Source organism: Lacrimispora sp. 210928-DFI.3.58, from assembly GCF_020554865.1.
Classification (GTDB): Bacteria; Bacillota; Clostridia; order Lachnospirales; family Lachnospiraceae; genus Enterocloster.
Map to the genome: position 1 here is coordinate 1 of NZ_JAJCIC010000053.1, position 18,825 is coordinate 18,825.

Annotated in this window: 23 protein-coding genes and 1 tRNA gene; 3 read left to right on the forward strand and 21 right to left on the reverse strand. The window is 50.5% G+C overall.

From position 1 onward, the window contains the following. Positions 1 to 157 precede the first annotated feature (157 nt). From hpt to LIZ87_RS20325, 19 genes are all read right to left on the reverse strand, one after another. A complete protein-coding gene (gene hpt / locus LIZ87_RS20235; RefSeq protein WP_178314910.1) occupies positions 158 to 694 on the reverse strand; it encodes a hypoxanthine phosphoribosyltransferase in 537 nt (178 codons plus the stop codon). Positions 695 to 764: 70 nt separating this feature from the next. After that, a complete protein-coding gene (tilS, locus tag LIZ87_RS20240; protein ID WP_178314916.1) occupies positions 765 to 2,162 on the reverse strand; it encodes a tRNA lysidine(34) synthetase TilS in 1,398 nt (465 codons plus the stop codon). A 119-nt stretch (positions 2,163 to 2,281) separates the two neighbouring features. Continuing rightward, positions 2,282 to 3,661 carry a SpoIIE family protein phosphatase gene (locus LIZ87_RS20245; RefSeq protein ID WP_227149004.1) on the reverse strand — a complete coding sequence of 460 codons (1,380 nt, stop codon included), beginning with the start codon at positions 3,659 to 3,661 and terminating at the stop codon, positions 2,282 to 2,284. 130 nt (positions 3,662 to 3,791) lie between these two features. Next, positions 3,792 to 4,109 carry a septum formation initiator gene (locus LIZ87_RS20250; RefSeq protein ID WP_178314908.1) on the reverse strand — a complete coding sequence of 106 codons (318 nt, stop codon included), beginning with the start codon at positions 4,107 to 4,109 and terminating at the stop codon, positions 3,792 to 3,794. Between the two features lie 15 nt (positions 4,110 to 4,124). Next, positions 4,125 to 4,484, reverse strand: coding sequence for a spore cortex biosynthesis protein YabQ (gene yabQ / locus LIZ87_RS20255; protein ID WP_178314906.1), 360 nt, complete (start codon positions 4,482 to 4,484; stop codon positions 4,125 to 4,127). 123 nt (positions 4,485 to 4,607) lie between these two features. Further along, positions 4,608 to 4,907, reverse strand: coding sequence for a sporulation protein YabP (gene yabP / locus LIZ87_RS20260; protein WP_178314904.1), 300 nt, complete (start codon positions 4,905 to 4,907; stop codon positions 4,608 to 4,610). A 70-nt stretch (positions 4,908 to 4,977) separates the two neighbouring features. Beyond that, positions 4,978 to 5,217: an RNA-binding S4 domain-containing protein gene (locus LIZ87_RS20265; RefSeq protein WP_178314902.1), complete on the reverse strand. Its 240-nt coding sequence runs from the start codon at positions 5,215 to 5,217 to the stop codon at positions 4,978 to 4,980. 3 nt (positions 5,218 to 5,220) lie between these two features. Continuing rightward, entirely contained in the window at positions 5,221 to 5,496 is a 276-nt protein-coding gene (locus LIZ87_RS20270; RefSeq protein ID WP_178314900.1) for an HU family DNA-binding protein, read from the reverse strand. Positions 5,497 to 5,629: 133 nt separating this feature from the next. Next, the gene (locus LIZ87_RS20275; protein ID WP_227148996.1) at positions 5,630 to 6,010 is read right to left on the reverse strand and encodes a MazG family protein; all 381 of its coding nucleotides are present in this window, start codon (positions 6,008 to 6,010) and stop codon (positions 5,630 to 5,632) included. A gap of 9 nt (positions 6,011 to 6,019) precedes the next feature. Continuing rightward, a complete protein-coding gene (locus LIZ87_RS20280) occupies positions 6,020 to 6,652 on the reverse strand; it encodes a V-type ATP synthase subunit D (RefSeq protein ID WP_178314896.1) in 633 nt (210 codons plus the stop codon). An 18-nt stretch (positions 6,653 to 6,670) separates the two neighbouring features. Continuing rightward, positions 6,671 to 8,074, reverse strand: coding sequence for a V-type ATP synthase subunit B (locus tag LIZ87_RS20285; RefSeq protein WP_178314894.1), 1,404 nt, complete (start codon positions 8,072 to 8,074; stop codon positions 6,671 to 6,673). Positions 8,075 to 8,088: 14 nt separating this feature from the next. Beyond that, positions 8,089 to 9,855, reverse strand: a complete 1,767-nt coding sequence (locus LIZ87_RS20290; protein WP_227148997.1) for a V-type ATP synthase subunit A — start codon at positions 9,853 to 9,855, stop codon at positions 8,089 to 8,091. Next, positions 9,848 to 10,438, reverse strand: coding sequence for a V-type ATP synthase subunit E (locus tag LIZ87_RS20295; protein WP_227148998.1), 591 nt, complete (start codon positions 10,436 to 10,438; stop codon positions 9,848 to 9,850). Before LIZ87_RS20295 ends, LIZ87_RS20290 begins: the two co-directional genes overlap by 8 nt. Positions 10,439 to 10,470: 32 nt before the next feature. Beyond that, on the reverse strand, positions 10,471 to 10,779 hold the full coding sequence (locus LIZ87_RS20300; protein ID WP_178316674.1) for a V-type ATP synthase subunit F: 309 nt from the start codon (positions 10,777 to 10,779) through the stop codon (positions 10,471 to 10,473). A 4-nt stretch (positions 10,780 to 10,783) separates the two neighbouring features. Beyond that, the gene (locus tag LIZ87_RS20305; RefSeq protein WP_178316673.1) at positions 10,784 to 11,212 is read right to left on the reverse strand and encodes an ATP synthase subunit C; all 429 of its coding nucleotides are present in this window, start codon (positions 11,210 to 11,212) and stop codon (positions 10,784 to 10,786) included. A 65-nt stretch (positions 11,213 to 11,277) separates the two neighbouring features. Beyond that, on the reverse strand, positions 11,278 to 13,209 hold the full coding sequence (locus tag LIZ87_RS20310; RefSeq protein WP_178316672.1) for a V-type ATP synthase subunit I: 1,932 nt from the start codon (positions 13,207 to 13,209) through the stop codon (positions 11,278 to 11,280). A 19-nt stretch (positions 13,210 to 13,228) separates the two neighbouring features. Further along, positions 13,229 to 14,248: a V0D/AC39 family V-type ATPase subunit gene (locus LIZ87_RS20315; RefSeq protein WP_227148999.1), complete on the reverse strand. Its 1,020-nt coding sequence runs from the start codon at positions 14,246 to 14,248 to the stop codon at positions 13,229 to 13,231. Positions 14,249 to 14,252: 4 nt separating this feature from the next. Next, positions 14,253 to 14,564 (reverse strand): ATPase, encoded by a 312-nt coding sequence (locus LIZ87_RS20320; protein ID WP_227149000.1) that lies wholly within the window; start codon positions 14,562 to 14,564, stop codon positions 14,253 to 14,255. 166 nt (positions 14,565 to 14,730) lie between these two features. Then, positions 14,731 to 15,696, reverse strand: a complete 966-nt coding sequence (locus tag LIZ87_RS20325; protein WP_227149001.1) for an SH3 domain-containing protein — start codon at positions 15,694 to 15,696, stop codon at positions 14,731 to 14,733. A gap of 197 nt (positions 15,697 to 15,893) precedes the next feature. On the opposite strand from LIZ87_RS20325, the gene trmB reads away from it, so the two are divergent. Together trmB and LIZ87_RS20335 are read left to right on the forward strand one after the other, a co-directional pair. Continuing rightward, a complete protein-coding gene (gene trmB, locus LIZ87_RS20330; RefSeq protein ID WP_227149002.1) occupies positions 15,894 to 16,550 on the forward strand; it encodes a tRNA (guanosine(46)-N7)-methyltransferase TrmB in 657 nt (218 codons plus the stop codon). 123 nt (positions 16,551 to 16,673) lie between these two features. Further along, positions 16,674 to 16,832, forward strand: a complete 159-nt coding sequence (locus tag LIZ87_RS20335) for a hypothetical protein (RefSeq protein ID WP_178315935.1) — start codon at positions 16,674 to 16,676, stop codon at positions 16,830 to 16,832. A gap of 54 nt (positions 16,833 to 16,886) precedes the next feature. On the opposite strand, the gene LIZ87_RS20340 is transcribed toward LIZ87_RS20335, so the two are convergent. After that, the gene (locus tag LIZ87_RS20340) at positions 16,887 to 18,278 is read right to left on the reverse strand and encodes an MATE family efflux transporter (RefSeq protein ID WP_178315934.1); all 1,392 of its coding nucleotides are present in this window, start codon (positions 18,276 to 18,278) and stop codon (positions 16,887 to 16,889) included. Positions 18,279 to 18,498: 220 nt separating this feature from the next. Between LIZ87_RS20340 and LIZ87_RS20345 the strand changes: the two genes are divergently transcribed. After that, positions 18,499 to 18,571, forward strand: a tRNA-Lys gene (locus tag LIZ87_RS20345). Between the two features lies 1 nt (position 18,572). On the opposite strand, the gene LIZ87_RS20350 is transcribed toward LIZ87_RS20345, so the two are convergent. Continuing rightward, positions 18,573 to 18,755, reverse strand: coding sequence for a hypothetical protein (locus LIZ87_RS20350; protein ID WP_227149003.1), 183 nt, complete (start codon positions 18,753 to 18,755; stop codon positions 18,573 to 18,575). Positions 18,756 to 18,825: the final 70 nt, after the last annotated feature.

Below are 18,825 nucleotides of genomic sequence, written 5' to 3' on the forward strand. Positions count from 1 at the left end.
GCTGCGCTCCGTTTGCGTAGCAAATAGTTTCGCGCTCTGGCGCTCAACTATTTTTATTCCGCTCGTTCCTCTCTCCATAAAACGGATGGGAAACGCGAACTCCGCTGCGCTCCGTTTGCGTAGCAAATAGTTTCGCGCTCTGGCGCTCAACTATTTTTTATGCCTGCCCATCCAGCTCTACCACTCCGATATAAGGAAGGTTGCGGTACTTCTGGTCATAGTCCAGGCCATATCCCACAACAAATTCATCCGGTATGGTAAAGCAGGTATAATCCACTTTTACCTGCTTTTTCACGCGGCGCTCCGGCTTATCCAAAAGAGTGCACAGATGGATGCTCTTGGGCCCCCTCTGCTTTAATACCTCGATCAGATAGGCTAATGTACGGCCGGAGTCAATAATATCCTCCACGATCAGCACATCCTTGCCCTCCAGCGGCTCATCCAGATCCTTTACGATCTTTACTACTCCGCTGGAAACAGTGCCTGCCCCGTAGCTGGATACTGACATGAAATCCATGGATACAGGAACCGTAAGCCTCTTTGCCAGCTCACAGGTAAAGAACACGCCGCCTTTTAAAATACAGATCAAATGAACCTGCTTCCCTGCATAATCCTGATTGATCATTCCTGCGACCTCATTAATACGCTTGTCAACTTCCTCTTCTGTCAGTAATACACGAATCTTGTCTGCCATGGCTTTATCCTCCGTTTCAACTATTATGTACTCCCTAAATCTCTTTGTGCCCGGATCTGCGAGAGTACATCTATTCTATTTCTGCGTCAGACCCTTTGACTCTGGCCTGAAGAATCCGGGTAGTACAGTTGCTTATTCTGTAGTACCCGCTGATGCGGTATCCGATGACCCACATCACATGGCTCCCATCCGCCAGCAGCGGAAGGCTCCCGCGTATCTGCCTAGGTATTTTCTCGTCGATCATAAACCGTTTTAATGTCTTGCGGCTGCCGTCTGCCAATGTGATGTAGTCTCCCGGCTGCCGCGTCCTTACCATGGGCGTACCCTTTATTTTATCACAGTCAAACCATTTCGTATACCTGTTTTTCGGAATTTGTGCACCGTTTTTATAAGAAAATGTCTCGGTTTCCACAACAGGAAGGGAGGTGTCCGCCTCTTTCAAAGGTCCTTCTTTCCGGCAGAGAAAAATGCCTGTATACTCCCTGACTGCGCAGAGTCCGTATGGCAGAGACACCTGTTTTCCCACCGGGCGTTCCAAAAGTCCCAGCACCTGCTCCACGTGGATCCAGCCAATATCCTTAGAAGCCCCTGCCAGCCTTTTGATCAGCTCCATGATCCCATAGGACCATATGATCCCGGCCTCCTCCCGGAATGCCTCCTGTGAAAGGAAGCTTCCTGCCATTCCATTGTCCCCTGCCTTCTCCTCCTCATGCTCCAAAAGCCACCGGAAGGCCTTTTCCCGGAGATAAGAATCCGCCATGGCGGCAAGCTTTCCCATGCGAAGGATATTGCCCGCCGCCCCCTGGTTTACCTCTGCTTCGATCAAGGGAAGGAGGCTGCTGCGGATGCGGTTGCGGGTGTAATGGACGGAGGCATTGGTGGAGTCCGTCACATAGGGCAACCCCTGCTCCTGAAGCCAGGATAGGATATCCTTCCTGTCTGCATCCAAAAGGGGGCGTATGATCCTTCCTCTTACATAGGGGATCCCCTTAAGTCCTCCCAGCCCGCTTCCCCGGAACATATTGTGCAGAATGGTCTCTGCCTGGTCCCCGCTGTGGTGGGCTACTGCAATGCGGACTCCCCCCCTGCCTTCTTCCTCATGCTCCCACTCCAATGCCTCACGCTCCAGCGCCTCATAGCGCAGGATGCGGCCTGCCTCCTCCTCTGACAGCCCCTTCTTAGCTGCCAGCCCTGGCACATCTACTCTTATGATATGACATGGGACATCATGTTCTGCACAGAAAGCTTTGGCAAATTCTGCATCCCGGTCAGCCTCCGCTCCCCTCAGGCCGTGATGGACATGGACAGCCCTGATACGGATGCCCAGTGCTTCCTTCATCTGGCACAACAGCGCTAAGAGGCAGACGGAATCTGCCCCTCCTGATAATGCTGCGATCACTCTGTCTCCTGACCCCAGCATGTGATATTCTTCTATGGTCCTTCGGACTCTCTGATTTAGCCTGTCCACCTGTATCTCCTGTATTCCCCGTTCTTTTTCTTTTATAAATATACCCATATTTTTAAGGCTCCGCAAGGCCTTTTCGCTTGTGTTTCTGCATTTTGCACACTGCCTGAGCGGGAAACGGTCTATCCCCGCCTCTTCCATATTCCTGCTGCCAGCACCGTCATATCATCTCTGGGGGACGGTATACAGCTCACGGCGAAGTCCAGTATCCGCTCCGCCAGCTCTTGAGGCGGCATCTCTTCTATGCCCTCCAAAAACTGGCTCATGGCCTGCTCCTTGTCCTCTCCGGGCAGGGCATCCAGAACGCCGTCTGTCACCATCACGATCCGGTCCCCGTCCCAGAGCTTTCTCGACATGAGCACCGGCTCTGCATTCTGAAACATTCCCATGGGCACCTGGCCTGCCTCCAGGATCTCCACTCCTTCCTGCCCCACCACAAAGGTAGGAACAGCCCCCAGCTTCATAACCTCCAGCACTGCTGTGTGCAGGTCAATACAGCTTAGATCCAGGGTGGCCGGATGCTGCTCTGCCCCTGCCAGAAGGAGGACTGTGTTTACCAGCTTTAGGGCTGACCTGGGGGTGAATCCAGCCTCCAGAAGCTGCTCTGTCAGCTCCACTACCTGGCTGCTCTCCCTGGAGGCCTCCTCTCCGCTTCCCATGCCGTCCGACAGGCTCATGACCACCTGGCTTCCCTTGCTCTCGCAGACAGTATAATTATCACCGGAGAATTTCTCACCCTGTCTGGGCACCCTGGCAGCCCCAAAGAGCAGCCTGTAGGCACCGTCCTCCAGGAAACGCACTGTGGCAGACTGTCTGGTTATGATACTTCTGCTGTCCTTTGCGGGACTCCACTTTGTGCCCTCCATGGCTTCTCCCATGAGCTTTGCCGCATCTCTTGAGGTAACGCACCTGCCGTTTGTGGTCTTTACTGTCAGATAGGCCTCCTTCTGCCCATTTTCATACTCCAAAAGCATCAGGTCCTCCACTGCCATATGATATTTCCTGAAATATTTCTTTATTATGTATCCATGCTCATCGGATATATTCTTTGCACTGTCGATCTGGTGGGAAAATTCATCCAGTATCACAGAAAGCTCCCGAAACTGGGACACCACTGCATCCCTGCTCTCCAGAAAACGGTTCTTCCAGGACAGGTTCATAGTTGCACGGCCCAGGCTTCTGTTTAGCTGGGCCAGATAGGCATCCTTTTTTCTGCAGCCTGTCTGGAACATCTGGGGCATGTCCTCCTTCTCGATCCTCCCCTTTTGCTCAAAGGAGCGCAGCAGGTAGTACAGGTAATAGCTGTCCTCCTTCTCACTGTCGGCATACAGGTTGCATTTGCTGCAGTCCTCACACACCAGGGCTGCCGATGCCTGCATTGCCGCCAGGCCGTCGTCCCTTGTAAGCTGTCCTCCCTTTCCCATTCCATCGTCAAAGGCCTGGGCCAGCCTTCCCAGAGATTCTGCCATATCCCCTAATCTTCTGGCTGTATAATAATTCATATCCGCTCTTCTTGAAAACACAAAAAATCCCTCCTAAATCCGCGTAACTTTCAGTATACGCATCATGGAGGGAAATAGTTGTCATATTATGGAAGGGCAAACAGAAAATTTTTCGCCTCTTTTCGTCACCTTATTCCGTGGGCTTTAACAAGATCTCATCCGGATTTACCAGACCCAGCTTCTCCTTTGCAACCTCCTCTGCATACTGCTTTGTGGTCACATAGGTCTTGTACCTCTGGAGCTCTTCCGTGCGCTCTTCCTCCTCCTTTACCTGGAGGGCCAGCTCTGATTCCTTGATCTGGTACTCCAGATCTGCCTTCCGCAGGCCGGAGCCTTTTGTATTGATCGCCACAGCAAGGCACAGGACGACCAGGGTAATACCCAGGATCGCCATACGGTTTGCCCATTTTTCCCGTTTTAAACGCTTTGACCTGCCATAGGATTTCATCTGTTTACCAGCTCCTTACGAATTGCGGCCCGGAATATGAGGCCGCCGTGTAACTATCATTCTAAAACATTTCCCTGCCTTTTTCAAGCACCGGAAGAAAATTCTGCTGACAAGTCTGTCATAGAGGATCATTCCCAAAAATACTCCTGCTATCACGTACAGGCGGAACTCCCCGTCATTCTGCTCGTAGAGCAGCATAAATGTCACCAGGCCTGCATACACCCAATAAAAAAAGTCCTCCACTCCCACAAAAAAAGCATTGTGGCGCACCACCAGCCTCAGGACTCTTAAGGTGTCGTAGGCCAGCATCAGCCAGGCTCCTGTCACCAGGCTTAACACCATAAGCCAGGCCTCATACTGGATCCTGCCGCTCATAGACTCCCCTCCTTACTATGAAAACTTCGCCGCCGCAAGGCGGCACTAAATTCAGGTATGCCAAATGCGCCCGCCAGGTTTTCATGGTGTGGCGGCACGCCCACCCACCGGGTGCATGCAGGCTTATTTAAAGAGGCGGGTGAAAAGGGACTCGCCGGATCTGCGCAGGGATTCATTGGAGCTGTATGTAAGGCTGTCAATATTGCCCTCAATGTCGATCTCCCCCTTTTCCAGGGTAAGACGGCTCACATGGAGCTCCTTCCCTTTTATGGTCAGGAGGCCCATATCCGTATCCAGTACGATGGTAGACTCATCAAAGGACACAACATCGCAGATCCCGGTAATATTCCCGGCAGACCGGTTCTGCATGATAAGCTTATGCTGCCGGTTTACGCTTGTTCTGACTGTTGTCTTTTCTTCCATACAAAAAACCTCCCCATTTATCTAACCTACGTTAAATATATGGGAAGGTTGGCTATTCTATGCCAGTTTTCTACAGATAACGGTAAAGCTCCTTTGCGTCATCCTTCTTTATCGTTTCCTGCACATCCAGAACCTCTACCTTTACTGCCTTTGCGCCAAACTGTATCTCAATGATATCCCCGACCTTTACATTGAGAGAGGCCTTTGCCGGCTTGTCATTTACCAGCACGCGTCCGGCATCGCAAGCCTCATTGGCTATGGTCCTGCGCTTGATCAAGCGGGAAACCTTTAGAAACTTATCCAGTCTCATGAATTACTTATTAACCTCATCCTTCAGGGCCTTGCCTGCTTTGAATTTTGGAGTCTTGGAAGCAGCGATGGTCATTGGGTTGCCGGTCTTTGGATTTCTGCCCTCTCTGGAAGCTCTCTCAGATACCTCGAAAGTACCAAAGCCGACTAACTGAACCTTGCCTCCCTTAACCAGTTCCTCGGATACAACATCAGTGAAAGCCTTTACTGCCTTCTCTGCGTCTTTTTTGGAAAGTTCTGCCTTCTCAGCAACAGCTGCGATCAATTCTGTCTTGTTCATCAATTTTTCCTCCTAAATATTATCCGGAAAGGAACCGGATTACTTACGCCTTGGGGTTCAAAAATAAAACCTTTACGAGTGTTTTCGTACACTGGGTGTACCTTATCATTTATATCTGTTTTGCTATGATTTGTCAAGGTTTTTTGGCTTTTTCCTGCATTTTTATCTGATTCCAGAGAGCCGTTCCTTCCTCCACAGAATTGACCTTTACACCGGCGAATACGTGGGGGTGTCTTCGCACCATTTTTTGGCATATTCCATCCACCACATCATCGATGGTAAAGGCCCCGTTTTCACTGGCGATCTGGCTGTTGATCATGACCTGGAACAGCACATCTCCCAGCTCCTCACAAAGGTTTTCCATGTCCTTATTATCCACTGCCTGAAACACCTCCTGTGACTCATTTGCCAGATATTGTTTCAGGCTCTCAAAGGTCTGCTCCCTGTCCCATGGGCACCCCTCCGGGGAGCGCAGCTTTGCTGTAATTTCTACTAGATCTTTAAATGTATACATGGCCTTCTCCTATACTGCCTTTTCCCGCTTCTCTTTATTCCTCTTTATCACCTTAAGCCTGGTAAATTCCTCCCTCTCCTTCTCCTCCAATGCATTGGAGATGGAGCGGCTCAGCTCCTCGTAATGAGGGATGGTGATGTTCTTAAGGGCATTTGCGCGCTTCTGCGTTTTTTTGATGGAATTAGCCAGACGGTAAGCGGAGTTTTCCACCATGGAAAGCTTGATGGTCAGCTCCTTTACCCGCTCAAAATGGAGCCGTGCCTCGTCTAAGGACTCGGTGGTGTTGTAAAAGCCGTAGGTCAGCTCCATGGGCTTTTCCTCATGCTGCACCAGGGGGATCTCCGTTCCCATGATGCTCCTGGCCTTCAGCTTCACCCTGTCATCCACAGGAACGGACTGGCCGATCTCCTGGACATAGTTGATACCCATCTCGATGTTCGCCTTCTGAAGGGCCTCGTAGGCTGCACGGAAGGTGGAATCGATCTCCGACTGGATATCCTTTGCCTCATCGATCAGGCCCATAAGCTCCCTTATGAGGATGTTGCGCTTCTTGTCCATGAGGCCGTAGCCCATGGTGGCAAGGCTTAAGGAATTTTTTGCCAGTATCAGATTTCCTTTTGTGGGAAATGTATTTGGATCCATCTTGCGTCACCTCGTCTCCTAATCTGCCTTCTCCTCCGGGCTGCCATCTGCGGGCTTATAATACTGATCCAGAACCTTTGTATCGATCCTGTCAAGCTCCTCCCTGGGAAGCATTCCAAGGAGCCTCCAGCCGATCTCCAGTGTCTGGAAAATGGTCCTGTTCTCGTGAGCCTCCTGGCCCACAAAGGAGTTCTCAAAGGCCCTGCCGAATTCCAGGTATTTCTTATCAATATCAGAGAGCTCATCCTCACCGATAACGGAGGCAAGTGCCCTGGCGTCTCCCACCTTTGCATAGCAGGAAAAGAGCTGGTTTGCCACATCCTGGTGATCCGCCCTTGTATATCCCTCTCCGATGCCGTCCTTCATGAGACGCGACAGGGATGGCAGCACATTGATGGGAGGATAGATGGACTGGCCGTTTAACTGCCTGTCAAGCACGATCTGACCCTCTGTAATATATCCTGTCAGGTCAGGGATCGGGTGGGTAATGTCGTCATTGGGCATGGTAAGGATCGGTATCTGTGTTACAGAGCCGGGCCTTCCTGCCACAATGCCTGCACGCTCATAGAGAGAAGCCAGGTCACTGTAGAGATAGCCTGGGAAGCCCTTTCTGGAAGGGATCTCTCCCTTGGAGGAGGATACCTCACGCATGGCCTCCGCATAGGAGGTCATATCTGTCAGGATGACCAGGATATGCATCCCCTTCTCAAATGCAAGATACTCTGCCAGAGTCAGCGCGATCTTCGGCGTGATCAGACGCTCCACCACCGGATCATTTGCCAGGTTGATGAACATTGCCACGTGCTCCGATACGCCGCTCTCCTCAAAGGTACGGCGGAAGAAATCTGCCACATCATGCTTCACGCCCATAGCGCCGAACACGATGGCAAATTTCTCATCGGAGTTATCTCCCAGGGAAGCCTGCTTCACGATCTGGGCGGCCAGCTCATCATGAGGAAGGCCGTTTCCGGAAAAGATAGGCAGCTTCTGACCCCGGATCAGAGTGGTAAGCCCGTCAATGGCGGAAATCCCTGTGCGGATATAGTTTCTGGGGTACTCTCTGGTAACAGGATTTAAGGGCTTTCCGTTTACATCCAGCCGGATGTCAGAGACAATATCCCCTAAGCCGTCTATGGGCTGGCCGATACCGTTAAAGGTACGTCCCAGCATCTCCTCGGAGACAGCGATCTCCATGGGATGTCCGGTCAGCCTTGTATGGGTATTGCGCAGGGCCATACCCTCTGTTCCTTCAAAGACCTGGATGATCGCCTTATCGCCGTAGATCTCGATAATACGTCCGATCTTATGGGTATTGCCGCCCACTGTCATCTCCACGATCTCATCGTAGGCAGCATTCTGAACGCCCTCCAGGACAACCAGAGGGCCATTGATTCCACTTAAGCCTAAATATTCAATCGCCACGTTACGGTCCCTCCTTATGCGTTCCGTTCCATTACATTCTCATAGAACTCGTCGATCTTTTTCTTGTAGTCGTCAAACATATCCAGCCTGTCATTTGGCACATCATACTTGATGGAAATGATCTTATCAAAGATCTTATCCTCCTTCAGCACCGACATGGGCATCCCCATGGCGATCAGGGAACGTGACTTCTTGTACAGGTACAGGATAACCTCCATCATTTTAAACTGCTTGATCAGCGGTACGGAGGTATCGTCCTTGTGGAAGGCATTCTGCTGCAGAAATCCTACACGGATAACCTTTGCGATCTCTAACACCAGCTTCTGGTCATCAGGAAGCACATCTGCGCCGATCAGCTTTACGATCTCCATCAGGCTGCTCTCCTGGGTCAGGAGCGCCATCATACGGTTGCGGTAATCCACAAACTTCTTATCCACATTGTCCATGTACCAGGAGGACAGGTCATTTACATACTCCGAATAGCTGGTAAGCCAGTGGATCGCCGGGAAATGCCTTGCATAGGACAGGGACTTATCCAGCCCCCAGAAGCAGCGCACAAAACGCTTTGTATTCTGTGTAACAGGCTCCGAGAAATCTCCTCCCTGAGGCGAGACAGCTCCGATGATGGTAACAGAGCCTTCTGTGCCGTTTAAGTTCTGCATCATGCCGGCCCTCTCATAGAAGGCTGACAGCCTGGATGCTAAGTAGGCCGGGAAGCCCTCCTCCGCCGGCATCTCCTCCAGACGTCCTGAGAGCTCACGCAGGGCCTCTGCCCAACGGGAGGTGGAGTCCGCCATGATCGCCACGTGATACCCCATGTCCCTGTAATACTCTGCCAGCGTCAGGCCGGAATAAAGGCTGGCCTCACGGGCAGCCACAGGCATGTTGGAGGTGTTGGCAATCAGCGTTGTCCTGTCCATCAGCGGATTGCCGCTCTTTGGATCGATCAGCTCTGAAAATTCCTCCAGCACCTGAGTCATCTCATTGCCTCGCTCTCCGCAGCCAATGTAGATGATCACATCTGCGTCAGACCACTTTGCGATCTGATGCTGCGTCATGGTCTTGCCTGTTCCGAAACCCCCTGGGATAGCCGCTGTGCCGCCCTTTGCCAGAGGGAACATGGTATCCAGGATACGCTGTCCCGTGATCAGAGGCTTCACAGCCGGAAACCGCTTCGCCGTGGGCCTGGGCACACGGATCGGCCATTTCTGGGTCATGGTGAGCTTCCTCTCCGTACCATCTAAAAGCTGGACGGTCACTAACGGATCATTGATGGTGTACTGCCCGTCAGGCACCACATCCAGGACATAGCCCTCCACATCCGGTGGAACCATGACCTTGTGTACGATCGCCCTTGTCTCCGGCACCTCTGCGATGATGGTGCCGGGCATCAGCCGTTCCCCGGCCTTTACCGTCATGTGCGTATCCCATTTCTTTGCCGTATCCAGGGAGTCCACGCTGATACCGCGGCTGATATAGCAGCCGCTCCCCTTTGCGATCTCGCTTAAAGGGCGCTCAATACCGTCAAATATATTATTCAGAATACCAGGAGCCAGAGTGACAGATACAGGAGCGCCTGTTCCCGTCACGATCTCTCCCGGCTTTAAACCGCTTGTTTCCTCATATACCTGTATGGTGGTCTTTTCTGAGGTAAGGCCGATGACTTCGCCCACCAGATTTTCCTTACCAACATACACCATCTCGTTCATCTGAAAGCCGGGATCACCAGCCAGTGAAACAACAGGGCCGTTGATACCGTAGATCACACCTGTCTTAGCCACGTTCCTTTCCTCCTAGATCAAATTTAAATGCATGGCGCGCCTCCTCCAGCTTTGTGCCAAAGGAATTGTCGATCAAAATATGCTTTCCGGGGATCACTGCCCGTATACCGCCCAAGAAGGAATATTCACTTATCTTGATGGAAGCATTGTTGTGCATTGCCAGCCTTCTGGCCTTATCCTCGTCAGAAGGGTCCATATAGATGATCAGCTCCTCATCTCCCGCAAACTCCTTCGCTGCCTTTACCTGCTGCTCCAGTAAGGTCTGGTATTCCCTGGTCTCCATAAAATTCGCCAGTCTGTCCTTCAGCTCCACAAACAGCTTATCCTTCAGCTCCTCCTGCCTGCGGCTGATCTTGCGCCTCAGATCCAGCTGTCCAATGGAAAGCTTTTTATTGATCTCTCTCTCCAGCTTTTCTGTCTCGGCCTCGATCTGCATTTCGGCACGCTTCCTGGCCTCAGTCTTATGTTCCTCAAAGGTCTTCTCAAGGGCATTCATATAGTCATCCAGAAGCCTGGCACTCTTATCCCTTGCATCTGACATGCAGATATCCTGGAAATGTTTCAGCTTTTCCTCTGTTGTCAAACTCCTCACCTGCTTTCTTCATTACGCTGTGGTTACAGCTTTAATCCAATCGCCTCATTCACATAAGAGGTGATAAAGTCCGGCTTGCGGCCCGTTCCATGGCGGTCCGGTATCTCCACGATCAGCGGGAATCTGCGCTCCAGCTTCACATGGTCGATGACCTCCGGAAATTCCCTGCCAAACTTTTCCGTCAGCAGGATAATGCCGGTCTCCTTGTCTGCCAGCACCTTATCAAGCTCTTTTTTAAGCTCATCCCTCTCATGGACAACGGCTCCCTCCACACCTGCCAGGCGCATTCCCGTCAGGGTGTCCACGTTATCGCTGATCAGGTACATCTTCATATCATCACAGCCTTCCTAAGATCATAAAGGAAATGATGAGGCCATACAGGCAAACGCCCTCTGCCAGGCCTACGAAGATCAGTGACTTACCAAGGATCGAGCTGTCCTCGCTGATGGCGCCTAAAGCTGCGCTTGCTGCTGCGGATACTGCGATACCGCCGCCTAAGCAGGAAAGGCCAACGGAAAGTGCTGCTGAAAGATATCCCATGCCTGCTGCGGAGGCTGCCGCACCAGTCTCCTCTGCTGCCATTGCATTTCCTGAAAACAGGATGAAGGCTGCAAATGCCATGGTGCCGAAGAACAGAAGCAGGTTTGCTGCCAGGGCTGTCTTATAGCGCCCCTTTGTACGCTCTCCCGCTGCAAATGCCCCAAACGGTACTCCAATGCTTAAAATAAGTGCTGCGCTCAATGTCATCTTTACTAATAAACTCATAATTCTTACTCTCCTTTTCTCTTAGTCAGGTTTTTATTTGCGAGTTCTTTTCGGGCTCAACCAGTTTATGATGCCTTTCCATAAGGCTCAAATGCCCTTCCGCTTCCGCGATAGAACCGGCTGAACAATTCATAATATTCCAAACGCAGTACCTGGATGCCTACGATCAGGCCCTCCATACCGCATACAAACAAGTTGCCTCCAACTACCACTGCCCAGTTGGTGTTTCCTCCTGCCTCTGCCCCTGCAAGCATGAGCACCACCTGCATCATCGCTGCATGGCTCACGGCAAAGGCTCCCACACGGACAAAGGAAAGAGTATTGGAAAAATAGCTTAAAAGCACTTCAAACAGTTCAAAGAAGCCCTGGGTGATAAACATTCCCAAGCCTCCCTCGATCTTCTCAGCCTTCTTCTCCACAATGGCTGTGAGGGGTTCCTTAAAGAACATCACCAACAGGGGGATCACAAACATCACGGTCAGCACCGCCGTAGCCGGAAGGGCCCTGCCGCTCATATACAGCACGATCACGGAAGCAAGTGCAAAGAAGAACACCAAGCCTGCTGCTCCATTGGTATCAAAATAGATCTTCTCCACATCATGGCTGCGGACACTGTTGATAATATTGAGCACCATACACAGAAGGATGATCCCCATACCGATGGCAATGGCCACCACAAACACCGTATTCAGCCTTCCCACAAAGGGCAGGTTTGTCATGGCCTCCTGAGGCCTCAGCCAAACAGCATCGATGATGTCCTCAAATCCGAAAATACTGCCGAAGAGGAAGCCGAAGATGGTGGAAAATACACCGCAGCAGGAGATGATCCCTGCCAGCCTGACCTTTTTCAGCCGGTACAGAAGGAAACCGCCTATGAGCAGGCAGAGTCCCTGTCCCGCGTCGCCGAACATAAAGCCAAACAGGAACGAGTAGGTGAGCCCGATCAGGACCGTCGGGTCGATCTCATTGTAGGCGGGAAGCCCGTACATCTCCACATACATTTCAAAAGGCTTAAACAGCTTCGGATTCTTCATCTTTGTGGGCGGCGTACTCATGATATTGTTGTGGTTATCCTCGATAATACAGAAGGTATCTGCATCATTTTCGATCTCCTTCTGGAACCGCCCTGCATCCTCCTCTGTCATCCAGCCGCAGAGAATATAGAAATTGTGGTCGTCATGCTTTGTGCAGGCTGCCATTTTTCTCACATCAAAGTTCACGGAAAAGGTCTTAAGCCGCGCATAAGCAGCTGCAAGCTCCGCCCCGCGTCCCTCCACCGCCTGGCGTATCTCGCTGTCCACCTCATCGATCTGCCTTTGGAGCTCTCCTATCCGCTCCTCTAAGGCCTGACCGGCCTCCACCGGAGTACCCTCATACTCATCCGGCAGATACAGACGCTCAAAATGCATGGACGCATAAATGGCATCGATCTTATCTGCCAGCTTCTCCGGCACAAAGTAGACGATCCATACGTATTCCTCATTCTCCTCGCATTTGAACATCAGGGTGTCAATGGTCTCATATACATAATTGGCGAATTTTTCATAGTATTCTCTTGATATACGTCCAAAGCGGAACTTGATGAACTGGAACTTCAGAATATCCTTCACATCATAGTTGAGCCCCTTAAAGGGAACCACCTGGTCTCTGGAGCGCTCCATCTCTGCCTTCCCGGCAAGAAGGCCTTCCCGCTTTTCCGAAAGCCCCTTCAGCTTCTCATCAAGCTCCCGGACGATCCGGGCAGCCGCCTCTGGCTCCAGGCTCCTTTCCGCCTTTACAGGCACCATATCATGGTAGCTGTCCATGATCGCCTGGGCCTTTGCCAGATCCTCCTTATAGGGATTGGCCTCAATATAAGGTCTTAAGTCCTTTACCGTCTTCAGCTCTGACAGGGCATTTTCCAGATGGATCTCATACCTGGAGAGATAGGTATCCACCACTCTGTCAATATCGGCCTTCGGACCGGTAATGCTTAAGAATTTCATCTTCTCAATCACGTTGTTGTTTCCCCCTTTGTCATTTCACTGCCACACCATAGCGTATCCGCTCAATGGTAGTTATGATCCGCTCGATCTCCCTCTCCTTAAAGTAGAGGTAGGAGTTGAGCACTGCAATGGAATACGGCTCTTTCCTGCTGGTCACCTGGTAAATTCTGTCGATGATATGAAAAGCAAGCCCATTTGGATTGTCTCCTTCTCCCGGATCCACAGTATCCAGGCGGCCATACCATGTTGTCTTTATAAGACTGTAAACCTGCTCCACGGTCTCTGCCTCTGCCATGGAGCGTATCTCTTCCTTTGACAGGTGAAGCCTTATGGGAATAAGCATCGCATATATCTCTGCCGGCGGCAGCCTGTAATATTTTTTTGACCTGCATATCCACTGGAGGTTAAGCATATCCATCTTTGTCCCAAAGCACTGCTCTATAATCCTGCTCTCATCCTTAGACAGACACTTATCCTTGATCTTCCACATATTTCTAAAGTACAGCATATCCAGTGCATTTTCACAGGCCGGAAGGCTTAAGCCCCCTTTTTGTCTCAGTGCCTCCAGAGGCTCAAAATAGGGGGATCCCTTTAAATTGAGTACAAACTGCTCCATATCCTGGCACTGGCTTAAGCTTAAAAGGTCAATTTTGGAATGTCGGCTGAAAAACTCTCGGAACATGGACAGATCATGCTGCTGTTCCTTATGCCCTGCCGCATTCCGAAGGCAGGTCTTTAGAATACCGATCTCATAATGCATGAAATACAGGTTTAAAAAATTCCTTTGCTTCCTTCCTGCAAACTTGTAGAGCTTTGCAAAATCCCGGTACTGGGACAGGTTCAGATACTGCTCAATGGTTCCCCGGTGCAGATCCTTATCCTCCACGCCCTCCAGGATCTCCCTGTATGGAGGAAAGCCGCGCAGGTACTGGACAGCCTCCGGCACTGTTTCCAGGGCAGCCATCTGTTTAAACTGCTCTTCACTGATACGCCAGCGCTCCATTGCCCTTATCTTTGCAGAAATGCCGCTGTAGGCAATCAGGCTTCCCATACGCTCACTCCTTTACCATCCTGCAAAACAGAGCCTCTGTATATGCCTCATGGCTCTTTTCATAATCTTCTTCCAGCTTCCTTAAGAAGGCTTCGGAATCAAGCACCTTCTTCTTAAGGCTTTTCTCCATGTCTTCCTCCATCCTTTTCTGGATTTCGGCGATCTTTCCCGCTGTTTCCTTTTCAAGATCAGCATCGAAAGCAGCCGTTTTGGCCTCTATCTCTTTTGCAAATGCCTTTTTGCGGGCACCTGCTTCCTCCATGATGGAGCTGGCTGCTTTATCAATCTCGGACAGCTTATTTAATACTGTATCCATATGCTCTCCTTTCTGTGATTGTTTTTATATCAATACATAATACTCCTTTTTTTAAAAAAAGCCAGCACCATTTTGTAAAATAATCAAAAATTTAACAATTATTTTACGTCTAAAATTGCCAAAAAAAGAGAAGGAACGCAATATTTGTCCCTTCTCTGTGATCATTTTATTCTGGTGAAGCTTCCGGCTCTGCCTCCACTTTCTCAATAAACTGGCTGGAAACGTATGCCTCCTGGCCATCATAATTAATAACTGTCCAGTCATTGCTGTACCGCTTTACAAATGTCACCTCTGTGCCATTGGACAGCTGAGCCAGAATGCGGCAGTCTGTGGAGGGCTCTGTGCGGACATTGACGCTGTTGCCCTTGATCCGGTAGATTTCGGCCAGCGGCTCCGTCTCAGGCTCTGTCTCAGGCTCCGGGGCCGGTGTGGGCGCCGGCTCTGTGGGCGCGGTGGTAACGGCTGCCGGTGTGCTGGAGGTATCCGGCTTTGCATCCTTTCCCGAAAGAAGTACGCGTATCACTACGATCAAAAGCACTACGACTAAAACAGGTATGAGAAGCCTCCAGATATAAAATACCGGTGACACTCTTCTGCGTTTCTTTTTCTTTGCGCCGGACTGGCGTCCTGCGCTGCTGTAAGAGGACCTGGCTGCTGTCCGCTGGGTATTCCTTGATCCTGCTGTGCTCCGCTGGGAGGATGTACCCTGGCGTCCTGTGGCTGTACGTGTGACCGTGCTGCGGGCAGACGCCTGGGAACGGCCCTGCTTGCTCCCTGTAAACTCATGGGCAAAAGCATAGACCTCCTGGGTCAGGAGCTGGTACGCCTGGTTCGCATCATATGCCGTATCGTCCCCCTCATGGACCGCCTTATTCCCCAGAATGCGGATCGTATGGTAATTGTCCTTTGTCGCCTTATCGATCCAGCGTCCCTCATAGAGCTGGTCAATGGTATCTGAGAGATCACCCTCCACAAGGCAGGCACGCTCCGCCATACAACGCACCATAAACTCCAAAGTCTGCCTGGCCTTTACCATCACAAGATTATATTCTTTACGCGCGATCAAGCGCTCTGCTTCCTTCATCCCCTGCTGAATCTGCTGCCAGCTGGTGGTCCTTTCCACGTTTGCCATAAGACTTCCTCCTTAGTATCTGCAGATATCCGCCTATTATGTATAGTATACTCGATTTTTTCCAATTTTGCACTATTATTTCGTAAAAATCAGAAAAATAAGAAAAAAGTAAATATAACCGTTCAGATGTTGCAAATACATCTCTCAAATGATAAAATAATGCCTGCACACACGCATTTTAAGAAAGGAACATCCACATGAGATTACGCCATATAAAGGGCGCTGAAGCAGCCATTGCCACCAGCCCCTATGTCATTCAGGAGCCGGTAAACAACAAGGGACGCTGGGCAGAAGTATTCGGCAATTCCAATCCCCTGGAGATCGAGGTGGGTATGGGAAAGGGGCGCTTTATCATGGAGCTGGCCGCTGCCCATCCGGACATCAACTTTATCGGGATCGAGCGTTACTCCAGCGTGCTCCTTCGGGGCCTTCAGAAACGGGCCGGACTGGAGCTTCACAATATTTATTTTATGTGCATTGATGCCAAGGATATGGCAGATATCTTTGCGCCGGGAGAGGTGTCAAAGATCTACCTGAATTTTTCCGACCCCTGGCCCAAGGACCGCCACGCAAAGCGCAGGCTCACCTCTCCTGACTTCATGGCCGTGTATGATAAGATCCTGGCACCGGAGGGCTCTGTAGAATTTAAGACAGATAACCGCCCTCTTTTTGACTATTCCATGGAGGCGATCCCGGAAGCCGGCTGGGAGATCAGCGCCTTCACCCACGACCTTCACAACAGCCCATTGGCTGCCGACAATGTGATGACAGAATACGAGATGAAGTTTGCCTCCGAGGGCAAGCCCATATGCAAGCTGACTGCAAGGCGAATGCCGCCGGAAAAACAGCTGTAAAACGAGCACCAGCGAAAAAAGCAAAAAAAATAAGTTCGGCCCGGATAGGATACTTTGGGCCGAACTTATTTTTTTATGCAGCATATCCTGATAGTAAACGGAGCAGAAGGGAGGCATACCATTATGCCGCTTCCTCCCGGAATCACCAAAAAGCTGCTGCAGGCCACTGCCGACAAGACAGAGCTCAACAAGCGGGCCCTGCGCATTAACCGCTCCTTTCAGGAGGTCAGCAAGTTCCTGGGAACTGCATCAAAATCCTCCAAAGAGAAAAAAGAAGACTAGCGTCTTGTCTACAAGTCATTTAGCGAAATGTGAACGAGACAAGACACCAGTGTACTAATACCTAAGAGTCCTATAGGTATAGGCGATCACCGCCACTGAGATCAGGAAGGTAAGTACATCGGAGACCGGCATGGAATAAAGCACGCCGTCAAGTCCGAAGAATCTGGGCAGAAGAAGCGCAAAGCCCACGCCGAATACCACCTCTCGCACCATGGAAAGCATGGTGGAGATCAGGGCCTGGCCCAGAGACTGCAGGTAGATAAAGGTCGCCTTATTCACTGTTGCCAATATCATCATGCAGAGATATACCCGGAAGGATTTCACTGCAAATTCCGTATAATATACGCTCTCATTGGCTGCTCCAAAGATGCTGATCAGCTGGTTCGGAGCCAGCTCCACAATAAGGAGCGCCACCGCACCTACCAGGGCCTCCGCAGCCAGAAGGTGGGTAAACAGGCTGCTTGCTCTGTCCTTTCTTCCTGCTCCGATGTTATATCCTACAATAGGGATACAGCCGGCAGCCATACCCACTGCGATGGAGATAACGATCTGGAAAAATTTCATCACGATCCCCAGCACTGCCATTGGGATCTGGGCATACTGTGTCTGGCCGAAGACCGCATCCATTGCCCCATATTTCAGGGTCATATTCTGGATTGCCGCCATTGCTGCCACCAGTGAGATCTGCGACAAAAAGCTGCATATGCCCAAGGGCAGGTACTTTGCAGCCAGGTTCCAGTGGAAATGCAGGCTGCTCCTTTGAAGTCTGACAGCCTTCATGTGGCACAGATACCATATGGATAAAGCGGCCGTCAGCACCTGTCCCAGCACAGTAGCCACAGCCGCGCCCATCATGCCCCAGCGGAAGATAAAGATAAAAACAGGATCCAGCACGATATTGACAGCCGCGCCTGCAAGAGTGGCGATCATGGCAAACTTAGGGCTTCCGTCAGAACGGATGATCGGGTTCATTGACTGGCCGAACATATAAAATGGTATCCCCACTGTAATCCAGAAGAAATACTCTTTTGCATGAAAAAAGGTCTCCTCGTTTACCCGCCCCCCGAACATTGTCAGGATCTGCTCCTGAAATATCAGATAAACGGCCGTCAGGATCAGGCTGCTTATGATACATAAAATAACAGCACTTCCTATGCTCTTGTGAGCCTCCTCCTTCTTTCCCGCTCCCAGCCGTATGCTGACAAACGCACAGCCTCCGTCTCCGATCATGACTGCTATGGACAGCGCAACTACCGTCATAGGAAAGACCACCGTATTGGCCGCATTTCCATAAGAGCCCAGATAACTCGCATTCGCAATGAAGATCTGGTCTACAATATTATAGAGAGCTGCCACCAGCAGGGAAATGATACAGGGTACCGCATATTTTCTCATCAATGCCCCTATCGATTCTGTCTCCAGAAAAGTATTGGTTTTCTGATTCATTGGTTTCTCCTCCATAAACAAAAAAATAGAAGCGTGACGCCATCGAGCTGGTCTTATGCTCATGGCTACACGCTTCTTGTTACTATCATAACAGCTTTTTGTACGCGGTTCAAAGGCAATTTTAAACAAAATTTTTTTCAAAAAAGGTGTTGACATTCTCTTTTTATCGCGTTATAATATCGTTCGTGCTGTTGAGACAGACACAAACAAAATAGCGGATGCGCCTTTAGCTCAGCTGGTAGAGCAGTAGACTCTTAATCTATTTGTCCAGGGTTCGAGTCCCTGAAGGCGCACTTAAAGGTCTGATTTTGCAGATATTGGAAGCTGCGGGATTGGACTTTTTATTTTTCCTGTTTGCTTTTCCCGCCGCCTGAACGGTTTCCATTTCCCCTTGAAATCCCTGAAATTTTCATTAAATTTTTCATTAAAAAAACTTGACATTTTTCCGCATAAACTATATAATAATGGACGTGTCACTTAAAGAAATACTGTGATGCGCCTTTAGCTCAGCTGGTAGAGCAGTAGACTCTTAATCTATTTGTCCAGG

What these genes read in the sequence shown, in the direction of transcription:
- LIZ87_RS20320 (WP_227149000.1), bottom strand. Translation starts at nt 14,564, where the DNA reads ATGGATACAGTATTAAATAAGCTGTCCGAGATTGATAAAGCAGCCAGC.
- LIZ87_RS20270 (WP_178314900.1), bottom strand. Translation starts at nt 5,496, where the DNA reads ATGAACAAGACAGAATTGATCGCAGCTGTTGCTGAGAAGGCAGAACTT.
- LIZ87_RS20245 (WP_227149004.1), bottom strand. Translation starts at nt 3,661, where the DNA reads ATGAATTATTATACAGCCAGAAGATTAGGGGATATGGCAGAATCTCTG.
- yabQ (WP_178314906.1), bottom strand. Translation starts at nt 4,484, where the DNA reads ATGAGCGGCAGGATCCAGTATGAGGCCTGGCTTATGGTGTTAAGCCTG.
- LIZ87_RS20250 (WP_178314908.1), bottom strand. Translation starts at nt 4,109, where the DNA reads ATGAAATCCTATGGCAGGTCAAAGCGTTTAAAACGGGAAAAATGGGCA.
- LIZ87_RS20340 (WP_178315934.1), bottom strand. Translation starts at nt 18,278, where the DNA reads ATGAATCAGAAAACCAATACTTTTCTGGAGACAGAATCGATAGGGGCA.
- LIZ87_RS20280 (WP_178314896.1), bottom strand. Translation starts at nt 6,652, where the DNA reads ATGGATCCAAATACATTTCCCACAAAAGGAAATCTGATACTGGCAAAA.
- yabP (WP_178314904.1), bottom strand. Translation starts at nt 4,907, where the DNA reads ATGGAAGAAAAGACAACAGTCAGAACAAGCGTAAACCGGCAGCATAAG.
- LIZ87_RS20315 (WP_227148999.1), bottom strand. Translation starts at nt 14,248, where the DNA reads ATGGGAAGCCTGATTGCCTACAGCGGCATTTCTGCAAAGATAAGGGCA.
- LIZ87_RS20300 (WP_178316674.1), bottom strand. Translation starts at nt 10,779, where the DNA reads ATGAAGATGTACCTGATCAGCGATAACGTGGACACCCTGACGGGAATG.
- LIZ87_RS20275 (WP_227148996.1), bottom strand. Translation starts at nt 6,010, where the DNA reads ATGTATACATTTAAAGATCTAGTAGAAATTACAGCAAAGCTGCGCTCC.
- LIZ87_RS20305 (WP_178316673.1), bottom strand. Translation starts at nt 11,212, where the DNA reads ATGAGTTTATTAGTAAAGATGACATTGAGCGCAGCACTTATTTTAAGC.
- LIZ87_RS20335 (WP_178315935.1), top strand. Translation starts at nt 16,674, where the DNA reads ATGCCGCTTCCTCCCGGAATCACCAAAAAGCTGCTGCAGGCCACTGCC.
- LIZ87_RS20325 (WP_227149001.1), bottom strand. Translation starts at nt 15,696, where the DNA reads ATGGCAAACGTGGAAAGGACCACCAGCTGGCAGCAGATTCAGCAGGGG.
- hpt (WP_178314910.1), bottom strand. Translation starts at nt 694, where the DNA reads ATGGCAGACAAGATTCGTGTATTACTGACAGAAGAGGAAGTTGACAAG.
- trmB (WP_227149002.1), top strand. Translation starts at nt 15,894, where the DNA reads ATGAGATTACGCCATATAAAGGGCGCTGAAGCAGCCATTGCCACCAGC.
- LIZ87_RS20265 (WP_178314902.1), bottom strand. Translation starts at nt 5,217, where the DNA reads ATGAGACTGGATAAGTTTCTAAAGGTTTCCCGCTTGATCAAGCGCAGG.